Below are 25,080 nucleotides of genomic sequence, written 5' to 3' on the forward strand. Positions count from 1 at the left end.
TCCGCGCGCTTTTGGCTCCAATAACGGCTGCACGGTCCGTTAGAGCTGCCCACTGGCACAGCAACCTCCATTTTCCAGGGAACAGTTTCGTTGTTTGACCAATAAAAAAGAGGGTGCCCCCAAGCCTGCGCATGTGGGACACCCTCCTTCCTGCCTATGCTTACAGCTAGGCTTACGCTAGCTGATCAGCTTCCATACTCCCGCCTTGCCCGGAATTTCGCCTTTGGTCCACCATTGTGCCTGATAAGTGTGCCCCTCGTATGTCACTTTGTCGCCGCCATTGTAGGCTTTGCCCGAGCTCCAAGCCTGAACCGCACTTGTGGCAGCGGCTTTCCAGACGTCGGAACTATCCGGTTGGTCCCCCTTCGTCCACCAGCCTGCCGTATATTCGATGCCGTTATAGGTCACCTTGTCGCCAGCCAAATAAACCTTCGTGCTATCCCACGTCGTGCCCGATCCCGGCGGCGTCGTTGTTGCGGCTAACGTGCTTGCCGATACCGGCGTGCTCGCAGCCGAGCGGTTCCCCGCGTTATCCACCGCCACCAACGTATAAGTGTAAGCCGTATTAGCAGGCAAGCCGCTGTCGGTGTACGTTGTTTGCGCCGTCGTTCCGATGACCGCGCCGTTCCGGCTTACTTCATAGTTCTTGATGCCTGCCGAAGCAGTCGATGCTTTCCAAGACAACGTTATGCTGCTCTCCGTATGCCCGGAGCATAGGGCATCTGCCGGAACGTTCGGCAGCACAGGCGTCTCCGGGTCCGGTGGCGTCGTCGTGCCGCCGCCCTGCGTCAGGTTCACATCAATCACCTGATAGAAGGCGTTGCCCGTGTCGGCAATTTCCCATACGCTGAGAATAAGGAAATACCCCGTCCGGTCAGTCGGCACGTTGCACTTATGCGTCACCGTCATGCTAGGCTGCTTGTTTCCGCCGTCTACTGTACAGAATGGCTTAGAGTCCAGCTGATCGCGCGTTAGCGGCTTGTTCGGGTCCCAGCCAACCTTCGTAATGTAATACTTCCATTCCTTCGTCGCATGATTCGCCGTGAACTTCCACGTGAAATTGTTCTCGCCGCCCTTCATGTCGACCTTCTTCCAACGGTCGGCTGTCTGAGCATCCAATTCCGGATACTTGCCAGCTCCCGCGATCTGTCCATCCGCCGGACCGGCTGCTGGGAAACCTCCTTGGCCTTCCACGCTTTGCGGCTCGTATTGAATGGCTCCGCAATTCTTATTGGCCCCTTGCTGGCACAGAACCGTCCGGCTAGCCGGCGAATCAATATAGCCATGGGCAGATGCCTTGCCGGCAAAAGCCAGCAAACAAAATAACGCAAACAGTGTAACGCCAAACATTGCGGCTAGCTTGAGTGGACGGGCGCTTAGCGCCAGCCTGCCCCCCATCGATTGCTGCATCATCATCTCGATTCCCCTCGCTTTAGCGTAATAGCTTTCTTTCCCGAGCATACTCATCCGCTAGCCTTGCAGCCAGATCCCAAAGGCCCGGGGGACAATTCTCTGCTCCCTTGCTCCCATACAACTCTCCGGTATCAAACAACCAGCCTCAAGCGTGGCCAGAGTCGTAGGAATTGCCCGATTTAAGCTAATTTACATCCATAATTGTCAATATGCTATAAAACCGACCCTGTCTACCTTTCCGTACAAAATAGGTTCCTATCATCTGTTGGCAATCAAGGGTTATGCTCCCGTATGCCTACCGAATCGCCCATATGCATCTCTGGCCCATGCTTGATCCATGGCCAAATATCCCCTGCGCCGAAAGGCGAGGGGATATTATTCTCTTAGCTATATTAAAAGGATTGCTTCAATTAACTGGGCGATACGAAGAACGTCAGCCTGATGGTGTGGATATGTCCAAAATGATGCGGCTAACGCTCTCCCCGGGCAATCGCGATACGGTGCAGCTGTCGGAGGATTTATGACTGTGCCAATAAATTGATATACTGTTCTCTCGTAAGCCCGCTGTTTTCCCTGTTGAATTGATCCATCTCTATATCTTGTGCAAGACCGAACCACTCCAAAACCTTCTGAAATAAGATTGTATGGTCCGGGTGCCGTAAGTCCAGTTTATTGATGAATAATGATTGGCTTTGCAACACGTTGATCAGATGCTGTTTGGGCAAACTTGTACATACACCGCGATTGGAAAAACGATTCCCACGCATCACATCCATTAATTCAATATCCTCTGATGCATACCGCGTTTCCTTCATTCCACAACCCCAAGAAAACCGATAAACAGCATGTTCGGCCCCAGCATCCCGCGTATACTCCAAGTGCATAGGAAACTCAATATCTGCTTCAACTAACTTCTTATTTCCGACTATTTCATGGGTGCCCCAAATCATTTCGGTATCACTCATAACGTCAGCACGCAATAAACGATGCGAGTACACGTCATCAAGTGCTATATCTTGATCTTTGGTTTTTATCTCAAACATTCTTATTAAAAGCGGTACCGTCATGAGAATATGCCATGGATGATTCTTAGGCACATGCTTCACTAATTGTTTAAACTCTCCGATAATTAGCCCGAAGCCATAATGCTCCCTATCGATTTCAAATCTAAATACGTCACCAACTTTATACTTAATGGTCCGGTGCGGCATTTCCCTCATTTTGTTTACCTTATCGAAATAATTAGCTGGGCATGTGTTTATGTAATGACGAATCCACGATTCCAGTTCAGAGATATGGCTTAAGTTCTTGTCCCCATCAATGGGAAGTGAAATATTATTTCTACCGTTATACGCGTGCACCATCGACCTATATCCTCCGCTTGTAAACGAAACATAGAAAGTGCACCCTGTAGGCATCGGGCTTAATAGGTTAGTTGGCGTTATTTTTTTCTCCTTGCCCCTGGCGGTTTTGGGCATAATAAATTGCCTGGCATTCGTGCTCAGTTCCGTATCAAACTCTTTATAGGTAAAGGTCCGAAAGAAATCAAAATGAATAACTTTTCTAATCGTATTCCCTTGATAAAATACGATGGTTCCCCTTTTAATTTCAACTTCTTCCCAATCCTCTTCTATTTGGTTGAGTCCAAAATACGGCCTGTGTTCATTCGTTAGCCGAAAAGAAAGATATTCTGATTGCTCGGCTTCTGGCATTTGACTCCTCATATTGTCGCCCCTCTAGTTACTCGGATTGGCCGCAAAGATCGAATGGATATTCCCCTCCGGATCGGCGAAAAACCCGTTTGTATGCCCCCACGGCACTACTATTGGCTCGGTAATCGCTGTGGCCCCCTTCTCAACCCACTCTCCGAATAATTGATAAACTTCCTCTGGAGAATCACATTCAAAGTTAAGCTCGAAAGCTTGCCCTTTGCGTTCTTCAATAAAGGAAGGATGCTGATTCGTGTTGTCGGCCATTAACGGCTTGGAGCATATCGCTAGCCGAATCCCCTGATTTACGAACTCCACATAATGCTCCTCTTCAACCACGGTTTTAAATCCGATCACATCGCGATAAAAGCTGGCCAAGGCAGCCACGTCGTTAGCTAACAATGTTATGCCCTCTAATTGAACTTTCACCCTTCATCCCCCTTAACCGCCATTGTCCATTAGCGGATTATTTTTTCAAAGCAAACAAAAGGAATTTCCCGGCGAGGGAAATACAATTTTCGTTTTATAGGAACATCTGTTCCTATTTTGATGATACCATAACATTACTGCATTTTCCAGAAACATTTTGTATGCCAAAAAAGGTCCAAGGATCTATTCGACCAAATTCATCGCAACATTATTTATTGAATAAAAAAGCAGTCTTAATAGCTATAGCTACTATGTTGTCGGCGGCAACTATTTTTGGGGCGGCATATGCCAGCGGTACGATAAAAATCGTGGTTAATGGGAAAGAAGTTTCAACGGACGTTGCACTGCGAGCGATCTCACCATGAAAAAAACCCGCATTTCGCGGGTTCTAAGGATTCATTTATACAATCAGTTAATTTTCCCCGATATCATGCTGGCCAACAATAAGCTTCACCGGCTCCAAAAATACGCGAGTGACTGCCGGCTGTGCAATGAGGTCGATCTCAATATCTGTGACTTTATACCGGGTGATTTTGCCCTCCCGTTTATCGTAGACGACATTAAACTCCCTCAGGCCTAATTCATGCAAACGGACAGAGCAGCCCACCGACAAAGCAGCCGTTTCGTACTCCCCATGCTCGAATAATACTTCCGAAATAATCTCATCATCCATATCCACAATCTTGACTTGTTGGCAAAATTGGTAGTTCATTTGTAAATCTCCCCTTCCATTCCTAGATGTCGACGAACCTGCATGCGTCGTTCGTCCTATTCTTCTATATTATCGAATTTGTCATGTATTCGACAATAGTCAACACGCGTCGCACATGCCACTTCCTCTATAATAAAGGCATAAATTTACACTTTTACATGGAGGGGATGTTATGGTTGCCGCAAAACTTCAACGCTTCAATTATCGGTTCCTCGCTATTGCTTCGTTTATTTTAATTTTTGATACGGCAGTTGTTCATACAATTGATGACCCGTTCCTTGTTTACGCGATCTTATTCGATTTCATGCTTGTGATTCCGTTCTTATACTGGCTATTCGTTATGCGGGCCAAAGGAAAATCGATCGCCAAAATCTTGCCCTTCCCTCTTCTAGGTGCTACAGCTGCCTGGGTTGCACTGCCAGCAACGCAGCGCGGTACGTACTGGCATACGGTGTGGCAGCTCGAAGCAGCTTTAATCGCTGTCGAGCTTGCCATTGTCGGATATGAACTCCGGCTAGCATACCGTCTTATACAGCGTTTCCGGCTCACCGCGAAGCAAGAGCCCAATACAGGAGAGGCTCTCCGCACAGCCATGTACGAGGGAGCCGGCAAGGGAAAGCTCGCCCGCTTCATGCTTCACGACCTTCTCGCGGTGTATTATCTGTTGTTTTCTTGGGGAAAGCAACGAACAACGGGCAGCACCGATTCTATAATAAGTTTCACCTACCACCGCAAAACAAGCCAGACGCTATACGCCGCGCTCATTACTAAGGTTATCTTATTAGAAGGGCTCGCCATGCACCTGCTTCTTCAACAGTGGTCCCACTGGGCGGCATGGATCATGACCGCAGCCGATCTCTGGTTGCTTGCGCTAATCTGGGCCGACAGCCGCGCCTCGTTCCTGCAGCCCATCAAGCTCGACTCTAGCCAGCTTAAGCTTCGTTACGGTTTACGAATGCAGGCAGATGTGCCGCTTGCCGCTATCGCCGCGGTTCGTTACTCAGCCGAGTACCACCCGAGCAAAGAAGAACATCGTGAATCAGCCATGCCGCATTTATCGACGCCCAATATACGGATAGAGCTAGCCTATCCCTTACTAATCGAAGAGCTTCTCTTTCAGCCCCGCACCGTCAGCCGCATTTATTTGGCGCTAGACGAGCCCAGCGAGTTTGTGCGGGCGATTGAACAAATGCGCGAGGGCAACAGCTGCTGATTATTTTTTATGCCAAGGCCAGTCTCCCTCAAGGGCTGGCCTTTTCTGCGCCGCGCCTTTTATAGGAAACCATAAATTATAACAGATTTAGTAAATATCTATAAGAAACTCCTATTTGCCAACAAAAGTCCAGAATGATAAAGTTCTATTACTTATTAATTTTATAGACATTATCGGAAATGTTATCAAGGAGGAGTCCACATGCTGCTTTCACAGATAGTGCCCCACGTTGCACGAATGCATCCAACCAACTATGCGATGAAATACAGAAACGAGTACATAACATATGAACAGTTATTGCATCAAGTAAGCTGTGTTGCCCATGGCATGCTGAAACTAGGCGTAAAACCCGGCGACCGTGTTGCTCTCCTGAGTGACCCGTGCCCCCATCTTGCTATTGCGGAGTGTGCCACGCTTGCCGTCGGTGCAATTCCGGTTACGTTATTTCCAGGCCTAGCGCCTGTCGAACTGCATCAAATCATTGATGACGCTGATCCTATTGCAATCGTCTATGACTCTAATCATGCGAAAATATCGGCGTGCATTTCTTCCCTCAAGGCTGTTCTCTCCATCCCGCTCGAGTCCGGACATAGTGCCCATTCCATTGAACGTTTTATTTCCACATCTCCGCCTCTTACAGCTTGGCATATAGCCAGCCCTGATGATATTGCGCTTATTATTTACACAGGAGGCACAACGGGGCGTTCCAAAGGTGTCATGCATTCCCATCGTACGATCAGCTATTGGTCGTTCATGGACCCAGCTAAGGGTGGCGGACACAATCCGACTAAGAAGTTTCTTGTTCCCAATCAAGCGCATCTAACTGGCCAATTTATATTATGGACGACACTGTTCGAAGGCGGCTGCCTCATCTATCCAGCAAGCTACCCGCTACAAGCTAAGGAGGTTGTGGATCTCATTGAACGGGAGCAATTAAGGTTTTTAGGCACAGTCGGGTTACTTTTCCGGGATATCGTCAACTTAGAAGGCATACATACGCGAAACATGCAATCCATTGAGGGCATTTCATGCGGGGGAGCCCCTATTAGCGTGAAAACCTTGTCTAAAGCTCGCGAGGTTTTTCCTAACGCCCAAATCAATGAGGTTTATTCCCAAACGGAAAGCGGCCAGTTCATTAGTTACTTGTCGATAAACCAATGCTTTGCTGAGGGGAAGTTAACCCGGCTCTTATCAGTCGGCAACCCATCCCACATCATTCACTGGGGGCAGAAACCATTCGAAATCCGTATCGTCGATGAGAATGGCCATGATGTTAACCAAGGCGACGTGGGCGAAATTATTTGTAAAAGCGGCCAAATGATGCTCGGTTATTGGAATAACGTAGAGGAAACGGCTAAAACGCTGAGGGATGGATGGCTCTATACCGGGGATCTGGGAAGATTCGATGAGGATGGCTATTTATATCTGCTGGATCGAAAGAAGGATCTTATTATTGTCAGCGGTTCAAATGTTTACTGCTCTGAAGTAGAAGAAGTGTTGAGCAAGCACCCCTCCATTCGTGAGGTTGCTGTTATCGGAACGCCTCTGCCGGATGAGGGTGAAGAAGTGGCGGCGGTGGTGACTCTTAAACCGCGATCATCAATTACGCTAAATGAGCTGCAGCAATTCTGCAGCCCGTATTTAGCCGACTATAAATGGCCTACACGCTTAGAAATTGTTGAAGCGCTTGCCCGAACATCTGTAGGCAAACTAAACAAATCGGCAATGAAATCACAATACTGGCAATAGTGAACCACGAACTACAAGCCGGTCTCACCAAAAACCCCTATGCCGAAAAATAAGAGGCCGCACGTTGCCGATGACACTTCTTTATTAAGAAATCTGTTTGATGTGAGCCCTAACGGACCGAGCGGCCCTTATTTGACCATAATCAGGCACTTCTGTGCTCTAACGGACTCAGCAGCCGCTATTTGACCCAAATCGTCCTCACGAGGCAGCTAAATGGCTAAATAACGGCTGTGGAGTCCGTTACGTTTGCAAAGGGCCTTTCTAGAAGGCGATAGCGGCCCTTGGGGTCCGTTAGAAAGAGGCACTACCTATTTCTTCAGCAAAAGATACAAGAAATACGGTCCGCCGATGAGCGCAACCATGATCCCTGCCGGAATGCCGGCCGGATCAACAAGATTGCGCCCGATCGTGTCGGCAAACAAGAGCAGCCACCCTCCCATTAAGACGGCTATCGGGACATAATACTGATGGCGGCGGCCAACGATTGCTTTCGCAATATGAGGAGCCATTAAGCCAACAAACGCGATGCCACCCGTTACGGACACCGCGGCAGCGGCAACTGCAACAGCCATCCCGAGCAGCAGCAAGCGGCTACGGTTGATGGCTACGCCTGCCCCAATGGCAACCGCTTCGTCCATTGCCAGCAGGTTAAGCACGTTTGACTTGTACAACGTGTACGGCAACAGAATGACGAGCCACGGCAACAACGCCCATACGAACGGCCAATCCGCACCCCAGATGTTGCCCGCCAACCACTGCGCAATAAAGTCGACCTTCTTATAATCAGTAGACGAGATTAAGACAACCATTAGACCAGACAAGGCGAGAGCGAAACCGATCCCCACCAGCACCAGTTTTTCAGGCTGTAAACCGGATTTTCTAGAATAAGCGAACAAGTAGATAAGTGCAGCTGTCACTAGTGCCCCTAAGAATGCGACAATCGGAAGCATATAAGCGAATGATTTTGGATCTAACGGCGCATATAAGAAAAATATAGATATCGCCACTCCAGCTCCCGCATTAATGCCAATAATGCCGGGATCGGCCAAGTCGTTCCGCGTAATTCCTTGCAGAATCGCGCCAGACAACGCTAGCGCCATGCCAGCCAGCAATGTGACGGCGATGCGCGGCAAGCGGATGGAGAACAGCACGAGATTTTCCTTAGTTGAGCCGTAACCGAACAATGTCTGGAATAGGCGATTAAAGGATAATGCACCGGAGCCTAAGCTCATGCCGACGATAATTGTTGCCGTGATGAGCAGCAGCATGCCTGCAATGATGGCCACCTGCTTCTTAACCTTCACGTTCGCAGCCATCATAGCGCCTTCACCCCTTTACGTACAACGGCCAGGAAGAACGGAAGCCCGAATATAGCCATAATAGCCACGACTGGCGTCTCGAATGGCGCGTGGACCGTTCGCCCAAGCGTATCTGCCATTAGCATAAACATAGCCCCCCAGATCACGGACATTGGAATAACGATGCGATAGTCGGTTCCGAACAGCGCCCTTACAATATGGGGAATCATCATCCCGATAAACGCCATATTGCCGACGAGTGCAACGGCAGCTCCCGCCAGCATAATAATGACAAGGTATAGAACCGTTTTGACATAAGCCATGCGAATGCCTAGGCCGACCGCCGCTTCTTCATTTAAGCTCAAAATCGTAAGCGACTTGGACATGAGCATTGCAACAACAATCGCAACAATAATGACAGGGCTAATGGCTTGAACCTGTGCCCACGTCGTGCCAATCAGTCCCCCCGATGTCCACATGGTCACGTCTTTGGACGTTTTGGACAGGAGGCTAATGCCTTCCGACGCAGCAAGCAGAAACGCAGATACCGCTGAACCCGCCAGTACAATACGGAAAGGAGACAAGCCGCCTTTCTTCAACGAGCCTAGACCGATGACCAAAAACATGCCGAGTGCAGCCCCGAGGAAGCAGACGAGCATGATGCCCACGTAGTTCATTGCAGGCAACGCGGCCACAGCCAGTGCTAGTGACGCATTTGCCCCAGCAGTTAGCCCCAGGAGCCCTGGATCTGCAAGCGGATTGCGCGTCAAGCCCTGCATAATTGCACCGGCTACCGCTAGTGCAGCTCCAACAAGCACAGCCGCCACTTCACGCGGATAACGAATCTCCCGCAGCATGGCGATTTTATCATCATTCCCGCCTTGGTTTGTTAATATGGACCAGAGCTCGCGCAAGGTTACATCCTTCGCACCAAGCCACATTGCGAGTGAGAAGATGACTGCGAGCGCCACCAAGCTTAGTCCGATTTTGAGCGCAAAAGACTTTGGCTTCCGAATGCCGCTCATATTGCCATTCCCCCTTCAAGGTCATAACAGGCAAGAAGAAGACCGAGGCAGCCTCAAGTTTAACTGAGGCAACTCGGCCTTCTTCATCAGCCCGTGTGTACGTATGCAATTGCTTATTTCAAGAGGCCTTCTTTAAAGATGTTCAACAGGTATTCAAGTGTCGTCGGATCGCTATAAGAAGCAGCTTCCGTGTCGATCTCGATGACATGATTATTTTTTACAGCCGGAATTTTTGACCAAGCTTCCGACTTCATGAATGAGTTATCTCCCGTAGCGCTTCTGCTGAGAACGATATAGTCGCCAGCATAGTCGCTAAGCACTTCACTAGAGAGCGTGTAGTAGCCTGGTCCGAGCGCATCCTTCTTCACTTTCTCCGGCATGTTTAAGCCCATTGCCTGATACAGGATTTCCGTTCCGCGCGCCCAGTTGTTGCCGAATACATAGAAGCTTTTCGAATCCGTTTCAAATACCGAAACCGTTGCATTCTCGCCGATTTTCGCTTTAATTTCTTTGCCAGCTTCTGCAGCCCGCTTCGTGAAATCGTCGATCCATGCTTGCGCTTCTTTCTCCTTGTTGAGCAGCTTGCCAATCTCGAGTTGCTGTGCCAGGTAGTCCAGTTTGCCCCACGTGTAGACGACAGTAGGAGCGATCTCTTTGAACTTATCCAGGTTTTTGTTATGCGTGCCTGCAATGATCAGGTCCGGCTCTAGCTCAATGATTTTCTCAAGGCTATCTTCGGAAACAACTTCCACACCCGCCAGCTTATCTTTAAAATGTGGGCTTTTGTTCGTCCACTCGTCTACGCCAACAACCGTTCCGTCCAGCGAGAGCACGTTTGGCGCGTTCGTCAGTGCCACAATGCGTTTTGGATCAGCTGGCACTTCTACTGGGCCAAGCTCTGATTGGTACGTAATCGTGCCCGTCTTAGCCGGCTCATCGGTTGCAGCTGGCGTTTCAGCCTTAGCTGACTCGTTCGCGTTTGTGCTATTTGCTTTGTTGTCCTCATTTTTAGCTCCGCAAGCACTGATAAAGACAAACATCAAAATGATTAATGGAAGAAGCAGCTTTTTGCCCATTGTATATTCCCCTTTAATTGATATTGATTCTCATAATCAACTATGATCATAGCTTGATACGAAATAGTTGTCAACTACATTAATGCGATCTTTTCATAAAATAATTAGTGCCGTTTAAATTTTCTTTCGTCTAGAATCATCAACTCAACACATTTGGCGATTTATTTTACAAAATATAGTTATTTATCGATTTGTACGAACTCTATTCATATACAGAAACAGAAATAAGCCCGCTTCTGAATGCTAAGCAGGCTTATTTCTGAATTTATAAAGTGGCTATAGCTTTCGCTTTCTGCATCAAGGGGCCGAAGAAATAATAATTCGAGTTACGTTAGCACCGCCTAAACCACCGCTCAACCGAATAACGTTGTTTGTTCCCGCATTCAAATCAATGACCCGGCTGGCCTGGCCAGTAAACGTACTCCAGCCGCCTGTGCCAGGCAAGGCCAACGAATAGCCATTCCCCGTCGGGTCACCGCTAGCGTTTACCTTGAAAGTGGTTAGAGTGTCTGCGGAAGCATAAATCACAGTAAGCAGCTTCTGCCCGCCTGTGCCGCCGTTAACGCCAGCTACCTCGAAATAGGAGCCTGGAATATGCATGTTTTCAATGCTTGCGCCCGCCTTGACCGCCCCGCCTCCAACAGAAACATTGCTGCCGTTCATCAAGTATTCCGTTGTCTGGGCAGCCTGCGGGATTAACGACACAATAACACGGGACACGTTAGCTCCCCCCATGCCCCCGCTCAGCCGAATGATGTTATTCGTGCCTGGGTTTAGATCAATTAAACGGTTTGTTCGGCCTGTGTAGTTGCCCCAGCCTCCCGTGCCAGGCAGGGAAAGAAAGTAACCGTCTCCTGCCGTATCGCCGCTGGCATCCACTTTAAAAGCTGCCCCGCTATCACCGGAAGCATAGAGTACAGTAAGAAGCGCCTTGCCGCCTGCACCCCCGTTAATGCCATTCAACTGGATGTAGGAGCCTTGCGTGTGCATATTTTCAATATTGCTGCCAGGACGGGTCGCCCCTCCCCCGAAGGTTACGTTGCCGGCATTCATGGCGTATTCCGTTTTTTGCGTATATGCATCGAAGCTTGCGTTGATCAAATCATAATATTTCACTTCCGTAGCCGTGGAACGCGAACCGACGGCCGGAACGCCCTCTGATGTCTGAATCACCTTCTGAATGGTGCCGTCCGAATTAAAGTACAAACGATCTACACAGACGGAACGAAGGGTGCCGTTGGAAGAGATTTTGGCATTATGGTAAAGCATATACCACTGTCCCTTGTACTGTACGATAGAGCCATGCGTCGTTTCGCTTCCTATTACGGGGTCCAAAATAACGCCTCGGTTCACCCAAGGTCCCAGTGGGTTGCTGCTAGTAGCATAACGCATTCGGTTCCCGCCAGAATTATTGTCCGAATACATCAAGTAGTACATGCTTCCCCGTTTAAATACCCAAGTCGCCTCATGGAAATCTTCCAGCTCGGTGAATTGCTTAAGCGGCCCTTCTGTCGAGGTCATGTTAGCAGCCAGCTTGACCCCGTAGCTTTTTCCTCCGCCACCAGCGTATAAATAATACGTCCCATCGTCATCACGGAACACGTTTGGATCGATGAGATTGCTGCCGGGAAGCCCTTGAATATAACCCTGAACGGTGAAATCCGAAGCCGGCTTATTGCTCGTTGCTACGCCGATTTTCCAAGAGTCATTCCAATTCGTTCCGCTAGGATGAGGGAAATAGAAGTAGTAGGTCCCATCCTTGTATGCGGCATCAGGCGCCCACATAAAGCCGCCCTCTGGCCTTCCCCACGGTACATCGTCGGCGCTCAGGATCTCTCCTTCATCCACCCAATCCACCATATTGTCCGTCGAGAACACATGGTATTTATCCATCAAATCGCTCCCCCTGGAAGGGAATATATCATGGGAAGCGTATACATACATTCGTCCATCATTCCAAACATGTGCAGAAGGATCAGCTGTAAAGATGCTCGTAAATATGGGGTTGCCAGACGTGGTGACAGGTTCTGCGGCCGAAGAAGAAGATGTAAACCCGATAAGCGTGGATACTAGCATTGTCCCCGATAAACACAAGCTTAACAGCCTTTTTCTCATAATTACTGCCTCCTCATTACGTGAATTTGAGCCAAATTCATACCGCTTTAGACTGCTGGCACTCAGACAGCGAAGATGATTGAATTATCACCCCTCGGCATTCGTAATGGGAGAAATGTAAAATATAAGGACAAATACTAGCTTACAGCATAACCAGCCTATTATGGAGTGAGGCAATTTTAAACTTTCCCTGCTATTCTTGGCTTAATGATGGGGGAGGTTCCTGCCTTTGGTGCTCTTTGCATTATCATTTATGATTAAATTTAAAGCCCCATCATTGCAGGCATTCTGCCAACGATGGGGCTTTATTCGTTCGAATTTCCCTTTAGCCAAAAACGTAATTCGAAATCATGCAATACTCGGAAAATCCTACTTTTTTATAAATGTGATAACCTTCTTGTGAAGCTGTAAGAATGGCGATTTTAAACCCTTCTTTACGCGCTTCATTTAGCGCTGTAACTGTCATTGCTGTTCCAACGCCTATTTTGCGATATTCCGGAAGGGTTACTACCCAATGCAGTGCCGCAACTTCCCCATTATAGAAAAGCATAGCAGTCGCAACGGGCTTATTATCGATATAGCCCAGGAAATATTGCCAAGGCTTATCATCTCCCACCCCTAATGTGCCTAATGCTCCTTCACACATTGGAATGGCATCGGCTGCACCGAAAGCCCAGACGTGAACCCATTGCTTCAGTTGTTCCTCATCACGAACCGCGTGAAATTCAAACCCTTCCGGAATGGCACATGCCGGATTAAGTTCACCTAGCCTCATGGCCATGCCAGGCATAGTCTCATCATGATGAAACCCTTGTGAGAGTAACCGCTGATCGAGGTCCGCCGGACAATGGGATTGTCCCAGCTGCCAATAGAACGGCAATTGAAGGCCGCCAAAATATTGGATAACCTCAGCAATTTGCCTATCAGCATCACCCTCATTTAAGCAGCTTCTAAATACGCCATTGTAAAAAGGCAACGGCACCCCGCTTGAGACCAATAGCATTCGGTTATCCTCACGAACGTTACCGCCAGGCAGCCGCGCGATGCTTATTTGGTATGCCGCCAAGCTCTCCTCTATTGCCCGCCTAAACATTTTTGGTTCTTCCATCTTGCATCTCTCCTCATGTTTGATCGCAATCAAGCTTGCTGGAGAGCCGTTACACTTAACAATCGACTCAGTAAATCATCCTTTTTAAATAGTTTAATTTTACTTTTTTAGTATATGATCCGCTCCCCTGTTGGGGGAAGCCCTGATTATGTTTTTACCGTTTTCCATCGCCAGCACTGTAACGTATACTGTTCATATAACTCATAACAAGGTGTGATAACATGTCCCCCCGTACAAAAAAACAAAATGATGCCATTCGTGAGCAACGCAAACAGGAGATTTTGCAGGCGGCCATCCGCGTTTATGTAACCAAAGGCTATGCCGCCACAACCTTAAGCGATGTAGCGCTTCAAGCTGGCTTTGCACATGGGCTTGCCTTTTATTACTTTAAAAATAAAAAGCAGCTCTTTCGTGAGCTGTACGAATATATGATGGACCAATCCCTCCGTTACACGACGGCTTATTTCGAACAGGATATGCCGGTACTTGAGCAGTTCAAAAATTACGCCACAATCGTCTGCGAGCGCATTATCCAGGATCCCCAAACCCAACGCTTCTATATGCGAATCAGTCTTGATCTGCATCATCTCTACGAGCCCGGCGAATTGTCGCCCTTCGATTGGATGAAGAGCTTCATTCAGCCTATGACCCAAGCTATTGGCCGGGGCATTCATGAAGGCGCTATCCGTCAGGGAGACGCGAACCTAATGGCTGTTCAATTCTGGGGAGCCCTCTCCCAAGGAATGAATTATGTTGACCAGCTGGTGCAGGAGCTTGCCGCCCAAGAGCTAGCCGCGACGGAAACGAACAGCATTATGAGCGAGAAAATTAGCCAAATCGCCGATTCAGCTCTTGCATTTCTTAACCCGGGTTAACCGTTTTACACATTTTGGTTGACTGTGTAGTCAATCAAAAATATACTGGTCTCAAGGAGCGTGATTATTTGCCAAAGGTACACGAAGAAATGGGTCCAACAAAAATTCTAGTCATTGCGGCTCACCCAACAATGGAACAGTCGCGTGTAAACAAACGTTGGCTGGCGGAATTGCATGGAGGCCCGAATCAAGTAACCGTGCAAGAACTATATAAGGCCTATCCCGACTATGCAATCAACGCCAGGGCTGAACAGGAGCTAATTGCGCAGCATGACCGCATTGTTTTGCAATTCCCCATCCAGTGGTACAGCACGCCTGCTTTGCTTAAGCAATGGCTCGATGATGTATTTACGACGGCCTGGCTGTTCGGAGCTGGCGGGAAAGCTGTTGCAGGGAAAGAACTGGTCCTTGCCATGTCCATTGGAGGCGATGAAGCGTCCTACCAGTCGGGCGGCTTGATCGGGTATACGATTAGCGAACTGGTTCGTCCCCTTCAAGCGTTCGCCAACCAGATTGGCATGACGTTCCTGCCGCCTTATAAGTTTTACGGTGCAGTCAAGGCGTCGGATGGCCAAATCGACAATAGTGCCCGCGATTATTTGGGTCACATCACCTCCTCTGGCCTCAACCCGCTGATCGTTCGGCAACGAATGCTAGACGAAATGATGAAACAGGGATCAAACCCCTTGTAATTCCCGAAAGCAATCATGCTCTTGCACAGAAATAAAGGACCCGCAGCATCGATCTCCTGCGAGCCCTTTAAATATTAATCGATAAACGTGATCACATTGTTCAGCCGTACGACATCCGACGGAGCGATTTTTAACGTTGTCAGCTCATCGCCCGAACCGCCATAAATATAATCAAAATCAAGCAGCCGCTTGTCCACAATGCAAGGCAATTGATGGCCAATGAACGGAATGGCCCCCGTCTGGTACCCGGTCATTTCCTGCACTTTAGTCCTGTCCGCCATTTTTAATTTGGAATAGCCTAATTGTTGCGCTAGATCCTTCAGATCGATGCGCCCTCTGCCCGAGCTTGCAATAAGTGCTGCCAGCCCTTGTTCCGTCTGCAGAACGAGCGTTGGCGCCGCCTTCTCGATATCAAAGTATTTGGCCGCATCTTGCGTAGATTGAATCGGAGTCTCATGCGCAATGAGTTCAAAGTCGCTTTCGTTGTCCTTCAAATAAGCTTGCAGTTGGATTAGGGTTAACATCCGGATCGCCTCCATGTAATGGGTCTAGTCGACATAAGCTACAATTCGTCATCAAATTGGCATGCGTATGCCACCACCAGCCATCCTCCATGGCGATCACCCCCCTAATAAATCAACAACCTCGCCCCATATAGGCGAAGCCATTGTTCCGCTACATACCTACCATAATAATATACAATTCGATTACACATCAACCATTTCTTGCCACTAAAGTGGTATAATCGCCACACTGTTCGAACTCCCTCTTCCCGCATCCACCGGAGTTACAGCCACTATTAGCTTCGCAACTGTTCTTTTTCAATATCACCTAGCTTCGAAATTTTTCCCGGGAGTTCTGAACGAATCATTTTTAGTACATCTATAGCTTGCTCAATGTTCGCTTTTTCTGGATAAGGTGTCACGAGCCGCTCCATTTTACTTCTCAAAATAATATCGGCATTAGTTAGGCCTTTTTTTATTGTAGAACTACTGATTCCGTCAATCTGTCCTTGTGCTCTATGGTAGGCTACTAGCGCTGGTATCGTATAAGCTGTGGATGGTCCGGATAGATTAGGATCTTGTGCATTCTCCAAAAAGGACTGTGCTGCTGACAACCCCGACATCCAATTATTATATAAGACCACATCTGAATTACTTGCTTTAGACATTGAGGCAAAATAATAGCCACCCAGAAAAGTTGCAATTAAGATAATGATAAAAGTTATTAACTTAAACTTACTTTGTTGAAAGAATCCGCTTCTCATCCTATAAATTCCCCCTATCCTTTCATAATATTAAACACAGTGAACAGCAGCTAACGCTATTCACTGTGTTTCTGGTTAGTTTTGAGTTACATAAAATGAATGCGAATAGCTTTTGCGGCCAACGGATTGAAGCGCAATTGTATTGTATAGATCAAAACTAATTTCAACTCTATTTTGTGCCGTGGAACTGCCATTACATGTAGTGCCAGTCCCACTACATGCAATATCCCAACTAGCAGCTGCAAAATGTGATTGTACCTTAGTTAACCCAAACCCATTTTTAGTTCTAAACAATGCTCCACGTGACTGATTAACATTTTGGCCAGATAAGTTCAAGTCTACTTCTTGTGCAGGTTGATAGGAAAACCCTGTGGAGAAGCCGTTAACCGAATAGGAATATTTAAATTCCACTTTAACCGTACCAGCTTGTGTGCCTTGGGCATCAATGTTCATCCAAGTAATAACCTCTGGTGCTGCCGTTTCTAATTTAAACTCTACGTTTTCTGCTTTCCAATTAGAAATACTGCCTGAAGTTGTGGTGAAGGTCTCGCCGTTATGTTGAATTGTATTTCCAGATATATGGGTATATGCTTTTACATTTTCAGAAGGGTGTGAAGGTTTTGTAAATGTATACCGCATAGATACCGTATCTGTTGCGGTACTTCCGAACCAATTGTAACTTAGCGTATAATGACTAAAATACGTACTGTCTATAATCGAGCTGATTTGAAAATCCGGCGTAGACTCACCTTCGGATAGGCCATCAAACTTGAAAAAACGTGCCATCCATAACGCAACCTCGCTAGGTACAACTTCATACTTACTGCTATTCAAGAACATTTCATTTTGTTCTGCTAATGGAATTAAACTGTCCAGTGGCATTTCGGACATTAGCAGATTACGCGTTCCTTTTTCGACAAGGTATAACACAAGTATTGGTTTTTTATATTTTTTGTTTATCGTAGATAATTGTTGTGGATTTTTAATGATTTCAAATCTAAGTACATCAAAGCAGTTAGATTGATCCGTGACCTTGCCATAAACAACTTCTCCCGAGCTGCCCCGATACAATTGGCCCGTTAAACTAAAAGATCGATTGACCCCATTGGATTCAACACTGCCTTCCATTTTCATATCCGGGTATATTGTTGCCGAAGAAACTTTCATCAGAACTTCCCGCAGCTTTTCAACGTTCACCTCGCCCCCCTTTTCGGGCGCATTAGATAGCGAGTACACCTTAAATTCTTGTGAGCCTTTGTTTGGGGAAGCTAGCGAAAGGCCCGAAAATAGAACAAACAACAACATAAGGCTTAGAATAGTACTTGCAAACTTCTTCATTCCACACACTCCCACCATTTGGTTTTATTTATGCATTACTTCCAAAAACAATAATAATAGATCACAAGAAACACTTATGTATATTTGTGTAAACTTAACAGCCTTTTTTTGTTAATTTTTTTCAGGGGAGCCCCTACACAAACAAAAAAAACACCGCCAAAGCCCTCAGGCTGCTGGTGGTGTCTTTGTTAAGCTAGAAAATAAGCGGAAAAGCAACCGTGACGATCGCTGCCCAAATCCCGTAGATCGGCAAATACTTTGTAACTGCATCTTGGATGGCGGAAGGTCCCGCGCCCCCCCGCAAGAAACGCATATAAGCACGCATAATCCAAATGAGATTGGCCCAAATCAGCAGGTTGATGCCTAGAACGGCGAGCCTGTTAGGCGTAATGCCGTATGAAGAAAGCCGGAACACGATGGCGGATAAAGCGACACTGTCGATAATAAGCGCCAGGGCAATTAAGGCAAAGTTTACATAGTCAGAAATGCTTTTCTTCTCGTCTGTGCCGCTTTCGGTAATGGAAAATATCGTGACAGCCAGCACGCTAAGAAGTATGCCATTAAAGGATAAGAGGAAATCGCGGTCCAAGAATGGGCTTTTTCCGACCGAGATGACCGTTACCAGATACACCAACAAAGTTGCCAGAACGAGCGGGCTGAAAATTTTGGCGATATACGGTGCAATGCTTCTCGCTAACTTTAGGTTCCCTAATACCAAATGGGTAGCCACAACTGAGAGAGCCGCCGCACCAAACACAACGATATTGCTAAAATAGAATTCCGATATATCCATGCCCGCAAATGTGAATAGCCGCATCGTGATTAAGGTTAGCAGCCCTCCACTAATGGCCATGATCGCATATAGAATGCCGAATTCCCCATTGAATTTAAGAAAAGCTAACCTTGCGCGGCCAACGCCATGTTCATTTCCCATATAAGCAAGCCCCACTGCTGCCCATAAGAACACGGGAAGATGGAGATAAACCAAAATAATGCTGTCTGTGTAGTCCAACGGAAGCACGTTAATATAAATGACAGCGAGCAAAAATGCCGCCATAAGGGTATACAACACTTTCTTATTCGGCTTGTTTTTATATACAAAATAGGCGGCAATAAAGGGCAGAACACCGAAAACAAGATTTATAGGCGCTATTTGCTCTTCTCCAGCAAAGTAAAAAAGGATTCGGGCGCATATCCCGGCCAGAATCGCCAATAGCCCCATAACTAAGAAATCCCGTTGAAACGAGGAAGCTTTGGCCGGATTGGCCGTCTCCTGATAATGCAGCCGTTCATGCCACACAGCAAGAACCTGAGAATCCGGGTTTTGTTCCCATGCGGATGCAAATGACTTTCTGAACGCCTCCGGTTCCCTTCTATACATGCGCTCCAGCTCATGGGGATTCGCCACATTAGCAATAATAGGATTGTTAATGTCCATGCTTACACCTCCTCCTCGTCCCTATATTCCAAAATGTCGCCAGGCTGGCAGTCCAACGCTTTACAAATCGCTTCTAACGTCGAAAACCGAATCGCCTTAGCTTTCCCATTCTTCAATATGGAGAGGTTCGCCATCGTTATGCCAACCCGCTCCGTAAGCTCCGTCACGCTCATCTTCCTCTTCGCCAACATCACGTCAATATTAATAACTATTCCCATGCCGCCACCTCAGACCGTCAGGTCATTTTCTGATTTAATATCAATGGCGTTTTTCAACAGCTTTTGAAGCACAGCAGCAAAAACTGCGATCACCATGGAAGCAACCGGAATGACCATGCCGAACAAAATGAGGCCTGGTGCATCATCCTCATCTGCGATGAAATACAGGAATGGCAAGCATGCCGCATACAGAAGGCTGACCGCAATAGCGCAGTATTTAATTTTTTTCAGCGCGCTTACCGACAGTTCGGAGAAAGCTTCGTTCCTGTCTATGTAGCTAAGCAGCTTGAATGCCTGATATAACGCCGTATAAAATGGGATCCCCGCTGTATAAATCACGATTAGAATGGGATATACCCAGTTATCCGGGAATGCTTCCATTGCATCCTTCCCAATTGCTGGCACCCCGAATATGCTCAAAGCAAGCACAGCTAGCCCAATCAGAAACAACGTCGCCTTCAAAATAAATGTTGAACCCCGTTCCATCACATGCACCTCTTTTTCGCTTTTGTCAGCTTGAGAGTACCATAAGATTTATCGTTTTACAATATATTTTCATTGTTATGCGATGTGACGCAATGGCATTCCACCCATACTCACATCCCGCAAACGCCAAATACACCGCCCGCGTATTGTTCTGCATGACGGTGTATTTATAAGGGCGAAGCTACTCGTATGTCGTGTTGGACAAAGCTATGGACAATATTACGATAGCTGCTACTAGAAGGAAAACCGCTACTGCTACCACCCAAAATGCAATCTTTGCAATACGTGTTCTGCTCCTGCAAAAGCCCCATATTGAGAAAAACATGCTGGATAGCGAGAGCGCCATAATGATATACGTGGAAAGATGTGGTTTCTACCGCCTAACTACGATATAATTGCTCAAACTGCCCATACTAACCTCTTCTTGTTTATCCGCTGGCAGGCCGCTTATTGCTTTCTTCGCCTCTTCCACAATATCGCTGCGGTCGATCTTGGCACCCAATCGAATAACAATGTGCGTGTTGCCTGTCTTTAATTGCTTAGATAACTTAGAACCGAACTCAGCAAGCGATTTAGCTTCTAGCTTATTGGCGACATAATAATCCTTGGAGCCATCCTTAGCAGCAAAGTTCGAAATCTCGGTATCCCTCCAAAATTCCTTAGACAGCGTGAAGTTCAAGGACTCTGCAATCTTATCGCTGGAGTTATACAGAAGATAAGGGACACCGCTGTTTGTTGCATTATTCGTCGAATCAACATTCACCCAGCCGTTCGCGAGCTTCACCTTATTCCAAGCATGGGGAACGCCGTCCATATCACCTGTTACAACGATTGCTTCCAGCCCCGCCAGATCGCTTAACATTTTGTACGCGGCAGCATAAGAAGCACACACGCCCACCTTTTTGACCATAATGCCGTAAGTCGAGAAAGAGTCGTTAAACTTCGCGTCCACCTTTTTGAACTCGTTAGACTTTGCGTTTGCAAGTGCTGCACGATCGTACTTTGTGTTGTCATTTAAGTAATCGTAAATGGCCTTATGCTTCTGCTCTTCCGACATATTCGGCTTAATAATAGTGGCAACCACTTTATTAGCCTCGGCAACGATCTCCTCTTGCTTGCTCTTAATGGCATCCGCAGGCTCCTCATACTTTAACTTTAGCGTCAAAGTGTCGTAGTCATACCTCCAGCCTTTTAGGTCGAGGATGAGCGGATTTTGGTACACAACCTCCTGCATCACATCGGAGATAGCCTCATAGTTCTGGGCCTCGGGGAAAGCTTGCAACGAAATATTTTCTTGAACATCAAGCATATTAATTGCCAGATACTCCTCAAGCGCCGTGTCTGCATTTATTTTAATGTCCTTTATTACTTCAGGAGCAGGCACGAATTGTTGGTTACCTTCATCGACTTTTTGCTTCGTATTTTTCTTTTGGGCCTCTTCCACGCTTTCAGCCTGCTCGGCACTAGAAGATGGAGCTTCAATGACCGTAGGGACATCAGGGTTAGGCACATAATTGGTCGTGTTCTCAGTTTCGACTAGGCCAGCCGTGCTGTCTTCCTCCTGAGGCTTTGCCTCGGCAAGCGCCTTAAGATCAGCTTCTGTTACGTGCTGGACGTATACAAAACCTCGCATGATTGTATTTTTAATCGTATAAGGGATTTCGGTGTCGCCATCTTGTTTAATCTTTACGTTTGTATCATAGATGACGTCTCTTGAAGCAACGGAACCATCAATAAAGATGATTTTGGCTTTTTTAGGCAAAGAAGCAGCATTATCATACAGTTTAAGATTCATAAAGCTGTCATTACTAAGTGTGCTCGGCAGCTGAGCGGACAGAGAGAATGTACTTACGGAATTGCTTAGAGAGGATTCTTTACCGTTTTTCACAGCCGTTACATAATAATCTCCATTAACTTCTTCATTCTGACGATCTAACATATTGTAGTTATCTTCATTATACTGGCCAATAATAAATCTCCGAAACTGTTTCAGCTCCGTACCTTTAACTGCACCTATTAGCCCAGGCACAGAGCTGCTAGTGCCCTCACCATATCTCTCTTCAGCACCTGGCACTGGTAAATTCGTTATTGCATCTGAGTCTAAGTATTTACTGCGTTGATAAATTCTATATTCGTCTGCCCCCTCTACTTCAGTCCAGTTCAATCTGAAGCGTCCATCACTGCTAATGCTATACTTGAGGTTCGGAACTTCTACGTCAGACTTTACCGTAAATGGGATAATAATAGGCTTCTTAAGCTTAGTGAGTGTTGTCGCATCCATATCGTAGTTGATACGAATATAGTAAATTGGAGCGTTCCCCCACCCTTTCTCGTAGTCTTCATTGCTAGGGTCAATAGCAGGCAATACTGGCCATACCGAGCTAACTTCTAGGACGTTCGTATCCCCTATGGAAGGGTAGTTAGACATTGTAGTGATACGGCTTTTTTCCTCTGCTTTAATATCCGTGTGAACAGTAACGGCATTCGTGTCTTCCCATATCGGGCTGTGAAACTCAAACCTAAACACCTTATCCCGAGGCACATTGTACATAGGCATTAAAGCCTTGTCCTGCTCAGAACCATACTTCTTCTTAAGATCAAAGACGGTTACCCCACTCGTTTTAACCGTTTCCTGTATTGGCGGCTCCTCAGGTTTAACTACTGTCTCATTACCAGTTGTACAAGCGGCAAGGAGCATGCTTGCCATGCTCACAAGCAAAAATATTGATAATATCTTTTTCAAACCGTACACCTCTCCATATGCAATAAATTCTATTCTACTAAATCTCCATGAAACTACAGTAAACAACAAGATTATACATTACATTGGTAGGATGTGGTAGTTAAATAGAACTATAATCATATGCAAAAAAAAATAGAGCATCGAGGGCTATCCCCCAATGCTCTACACTTACAATTACTCACTTCAGCTTCCCCTATGCTATGCTATGACCAGGTTAAGAAGGTCAAGGGGGCTTTTCAATTTATATTGTGCAGGTATCTGCTCATGATCCTTACATCCCCATAGGGCCAAGCCAAAATCCACCCCCGCATCGCGGGCGCACTCATAATCATAAATGGTATCTCCAATATAGATTGATCTCGCCGGATCCACGCCAGAAACCTTCATAAAGTGAAGCAATGGCTCCGGATTCGGCTTATGCTTCTCTGTATCGTCTGCGCAAACCACATAGGGCAAATAGGGCATGAGGCCAAACGGTGTAAAATCATCCCGCAGCTCTTCCAATGTTTTGGACGTGACAATCCCTTGCTTAATTCCCTTGGACTGAAGCGTCTCTAATAGCTCTCTAATGCCTGCGAAAACATCTATAGTAGAATAGAACTCCTTCATAAAATAGTTCCATCTCTCATTAGCTGCCCCAATGTCCTTAATGCCGAGCTGTGGCAGCGATGTTGTTCCAGGCACACCCAGCACAAAGGTAAGGTCTTCCGCTGCAACATCCCGATCATAGTCTGCTTTCAACATTTTTTGCAGCGAATGTAACACCGCAGTTTCGGTATTGATTAAAGTCCCATCGACATCAAATATAATTGTGTTATATACGCGCATGAAGAGCCTCCTCATAAAATATGTCCCATTTTGCCGCCGTCGATTAGTTAACTTGTTGGTTAAGCAGATGGCTAGCAGCAGCGAATAACCCTCGTTCATAATCTTCATTAAATTGATTCGATAATTCGATTTGGGGAATGGCATGGGTAGGCAGGCTGGTTGCACATATTTTGCGAATTTCATCTGCTTTTCCTGCAATAAAGCTATTCTCATACAGCACGACCCGGTCGGGGTTTAGCAAGGCTGCATAAGATCGAATGACTTTTCCGTAATACTCGGCCATATTTACATTTTTAAAATGGGTTTTCGCATAGGTGATATTATTTTCAATAGGAAGATAATGCAGCTCCCCCGCAAACTCCGATGCGCCATGCCACACCTTTCCCTCGATTACAATGCCAGAACCTATTCCGACTTCGCCCAAATAGATACATACAACCGCTTGGGGAGAATGGTTGCACTGTGCCCAATACCCCATCGAAACCATGTGCATATCTCCCTCTACCATGCAAGGAAGCTTCGCCGTATCCTCAAAATGCTGAGCCAGGTTTACGCCCCGTAGCTCATCGTAACCAAATACTTCCGTCACGGTTCCGCGATGGACTGTACCTGCCAGACCCATCACAATAGCTCCAAGCTGCGGATAATCTGCCTGTACACGCGCAATTAGCACGTCGATTGCCTTTAATGCCCCTTCTGAACAAACCTCTGCCCCCGCCTCCAACTTGTCGCCAAGCAGGTCACTCACAAACCAGTTTAATTTGTCTAGTTCCAGCCGGAGGGATAACGTAACCCTAAATACGGGATTGCATTAAGTAGGCCCAAGCGCCAAAAAGGGCTGTAACCGATCGCCTCATGGCAACCTGTCACAGCCCTCTTGTTATTTTTTCACGCTGGCATATATTTGGCGCAGCTTGCCGTCCGTATCCTTATCTATCGAATACTCCTTTTGGTTAATCGTTACATAATCAGCGCTTAGAAATAAGCTCAATGTCTCTTCTGCCTTATTGCCTTCAAAGATTTTTAAGGAAAATAGCTGTCCGCCTGTTTTTAGTTCCTCATCCTTTAACGTTATTCGTTTATATTTTCCCTTATTCAAGGCATCAACAATTTGCTTGATCGAATCCTTATTTTCAACCGTAAACTCTTGGCCACTGCCTGCAAGATCAAGGAACCCAACTTTATTAATTTTAGCCAAATCGCCTTTATAAATGGATTCAAATGAAACATATCCATCACCTTGTGATGTACATCCGCTAAGCATAATAACAATCGCCATGATGAATATTTTTTTCATAAATAACCTCCTCGCTTAAAGTAAATGAAGGGTGCCCCTAAAGCCTTCACT

General features: G+C 46.7%; 23 protein-coding genes. 4 read left to right on the forward strand and 19 right to left on the reverse strand.

Translation table 11 applies throughout. The features are described 5' to 3' along the window. Positions 1–177: 177 nt before the first annotated feature. From GON22_RS16960 to GON22_RS16975, 4 genes are all read right to left on the reverse strand, one after another. Positions 178–1,413, reverse strand: a complete 1,236-nt coding sequence (locus GON22_RS16960) for a lytic polysaccharide monooxygenase (RefSeq protein WP_442954386.1) — start codon at positions 1,411–1,413, stop codon at positions 178–180. A 518-nt stretch (positions 1,414–1,931) separates the two neighbouring features. Beyond that, on the reverse strand, positions 1,932–3,125 hold the full coding sequence (locus tag GON22_RS16965; protein ID WP_160397291.1) for an immunity 26/phosphotriesterase HocA family protein: 1,194 nt from the start codon (positions 3,123–3,125) through the stop codon (positions 1,932–1,934). A 24-nt stretch (positions 3,126–3,149) separates the two neighbouring features. Further along, positions 3,150–3,551, reverse strand: a complete 402-nt coding sequence (locus GON22_RS16970) for a VOC family protein (protein ID WP_160397292.1) — start codon at positions 3,549–3,551, stop codon at positions 3,150–3,152. Positions 3,552–3,963: 412 nt separating this feature from the next. Continuing rightward, positions 3,964–4,263: a hypothetical protein gene (locus GON22_RS16975; protein WP_160397293.1), complete on the reverse strand. Its 300-nt coding sequence runs from the start codon at positions 4,261–4,263 to the stop codon at positions 3,964–3,966. 172 nt (positions 4,264–4,435) lie between these two features. On the opposite strand from GON22_RS16975, the gene GON22_RS16980 reads away from it, so the two are divergent. Together GON22_RS16980 and GON22_RS16985 are read left to right on the forward strand one after the other, a co-directional pair. Continuing rightward, on the forward strand, positions 4,436–5,476 hold the full coding sequence (locus tag GON22_RS16980; protein ID WP_160397294.1) for a hypothetical protein: 1,041 nt from the start codon (positions 4,436–4,438) through the stop codon (positions 5,474–5,476). A gap of 201 nt (positions 5,477–5,677) precedes the next feature. Further along, on the forward strand, positions 5,678–7,225 hold the full coding sequence (locus tag GON22_RS16985) for a class I adenylate-forming enzyme family protein (protein WP_160397295.1): 1,548 nt from the start codon (positions 5,678–5,680) through the stop codon (positions 7,223–7,225). Positions 7,226–7,533: 308 nt separating this feature from the next. Here GON22_RS16985 and GON22_RS16990 read toward each other — a convergent pair whose 3' ends face one another. From GON22_RS16990 to GON22_RS17010, 5 genes are all read right to left on the reverse strand, one after another. Further along, positions 7,534–8,541: an iron ABC transporter permease gene (locus GON22_RS16990; protein ID WP_160397331.1), complete on the reverse strand. Its 1,008-nt coding sequence runs from the start codon at positions 8,539–8,541 to the stop codon at positions 7,534–7,536. Then, entirely contained in the window at positions 8,541–9,548 is a 1,008-nt protein-coding gene (locus tag GON22_RS16995; RefSeq protein WP_160397296.1) for a FecCD family ABC transporter permease, read from the reverse strand. Before GON22_RS16995 ends, GON22_RS16990 begins: the two co-directional genes overlap by 1 nt. 113 nt (positions 9,549–9,661) lie before the next feature. Further along, on the reverse strand, positions 9,662–10,624 hold the full coding sequence (locus tag GON22_RS17000; RefSeq protein ID WP_160397297.1) for an iron-hydroxamate ABC transporter substrate-binding protein: 963 nt from the start codon (positions 10,622–10,624) through the stop codon (positions 9,662–9,664). Between the two features lie 297 nt (positions 10,625–10,921). Beyond that, entirely contained in the window at positions 10,922–12,739 is a 1,818-nt protein-coding gene (locus tag GON22_RS17005) for a family 43 glycosylhydrolase (protein ID WP_160397298.1), read from the reverse strand. Between the two features lie 325 nt (positions 12,740–13,064). After that, on the reverse strand, positions 13,065–13,847 hold the full coding sequence (locus GON22_RS17010) for a GNAT family N-acetyltransferase (RefSeq protein WP_160397299.1): 783 nt from the start codon (positions 13,845–13,847) through the stop codon (positions 13,065–13,067). A gap of 221 nt (positions 13,848–14,068) precedes the next feature. Between GON22_RS17010 and GON22_RS17015 the strand changes: the two genes are divergently transcribed. Both GON22_RS17015 and GON22_RS17020 read left to right on the forward strand, forming a co-directional pair. After that, on the forward strand, positions 14,069–14,722 hold the full coding sequence (locus GON22_RS17015; RefSeq protein ID WP_160397300.1) for a TetR/AcrR family transcriptional regulator: 654 nt from the start codon (positions 14,069–14,071) through the stop codon (positions 14,720–14,722). A gap of 68 nt (positions 14,723–14,790) precedes the next feature. Continuing rightward, positions 14,791–15,414 carry an NAD(P)H-dependent oxidoreductase gene (locus GON22_RS17020; protein WP_237179211.1) on the forward strand — a complete coding sequence of 208 codons (624 nt, stop codon included), beginning with the start codon at positions 14,791–14,793 and terminating at the stop codon, positions 15,412–15,414. Positions 15,415–15,488: 74 nt separating this feature from the next. Here GON22_RS17020 and GON22_RS17025 read toward each other — a convergent pair whose 3' ends face one another. The 10 genes from GON22_RS17025 to GON22_RS17070 form a co-directional block, all read right to left on the reverse strand. Next, positions 15,489–15,938, reverse strand: a complete 450-nt coding sequence (locus tag GON22_RS17025) for an aminoacyl-tRNA deacylase (RefSeq protein ID WP_160397301.1) — start codon at positions 15,936–15,938, stop codon at positions 15,489–15,491. Between the two features lie 275 nt (positions 15,939–16,213). Continuing rightward, entirely contained in the window at positions 16,214–16,681 is a 468-nt protein-coding gene (locus tag GON22_RS17030) for a hypothetical protein (RefSeq protein ID WP_160397302.1), read from the reverse strand. Positions 16,682–16,756: 75 nt separating this feature from the next. Next, on the reverse strand, positions 16,757–18,019 hold the full coding sequence (locus tag GON22_RS17035) for a hypothetical protein (RefSeq protein WP_160397303.1): 1,263 nt from the start codon (positions 18,017–18,019) through the stop codon (positions 16,757–16,759). Between the two features lie 193 nt (positions 18,020–18,212). After that, positions 18,213–19,457, reverse strand: a complete 1,245-nt coding sequence (locus tag GON22_RS17040) for a DUF4153 domain-containing protein (RefSeq protein WP_160397304.1) — start codon at positions 19,455–19,457, stop codon at positions 18,213–18,215. A 2-nt stretch (positions 19,458–19,459) separates the two neighbouring features. Further along, a complete protein-coding gene (locus GON22_RS17045; protein WP_160397305.1) occupies positions 19,460–19,675 on the reverse strand; it encodes a helix-turn-helix domain-containing protein in 216 nt (71 codons plus the stop codon). Between the two features lie 9 nt (positions 19,676–19,684). Continuing rightward, positions 19,685–20,161 carry a DUF2975 domain-containing protein gene (locus tag GON22_RS17050; protein ID WP_160397306.1) on the reverse strand — a complete coding sequence of 159 codons (477 nt, stop codon included), beginning with the start codon at positions 20,159–20,161 and terminating at the stop codon, positions 19,685–19,687. A 373-nt stretch (positions 20,162–20,534) separates the two neighbouring features. Further along, positions 20,535–22,913: a transglutaminase domain-containing protein gene (locus GON22_RS17055; RefSeq protein ID WP_160397307.1), complete on the reverse strand. Its 2,379-nt coding sequence runs from the start codon at positions 22,911–22,913 to the stop codon at positions 20,535–20,537. Between the two features lie 189 nt (positions 22,914–23,102). Continuing rightward, complete coding sequence (locus GON22_RS17060) at positions 23,103–23,732, reverse strand: HAD family hydrolase (protein ID WP_160397308.1); 630 nt, start codon at positions 23,730–23,732, stop codon at positions 23,103–23,105. Positions 23,733–23,775: 43 nt separating this feature from the next. Then, positions 23,776–24,480: an ROK family protein gene (locus GON22_RS17065; RefSeq protein ID WP_160397309.1), complete on the reverse strand. Its 705-nt coding sequence runs from the start codon at positions 24,478–24,480 to the stop codon at positions 23,776–23,778. A 132-nt stretch (positions 24,481–24,612) separates the two neighbouring features. After that, positions 24,613–25,029 (reverse strand): hypothetical protein, encoded by a 417-nt coding sequence (locus GON22_RS17070; protein WP_160397310.1) that lies wholly within the window; start codon positions 25,027–25,029, stop codon positions 24,613–24,615. Positions 25,030–25,080 lie beyond the last annotated feature (51 nt).

It is taken from the genome of Paenibacillus sp. MMS18-CY102, from assembly GCF_009789195.1.
GTDB lineage: Bacteria > Bacillota > Bacilli > Paenibacillales > Paenibacillaceae > Paenibacillus_T.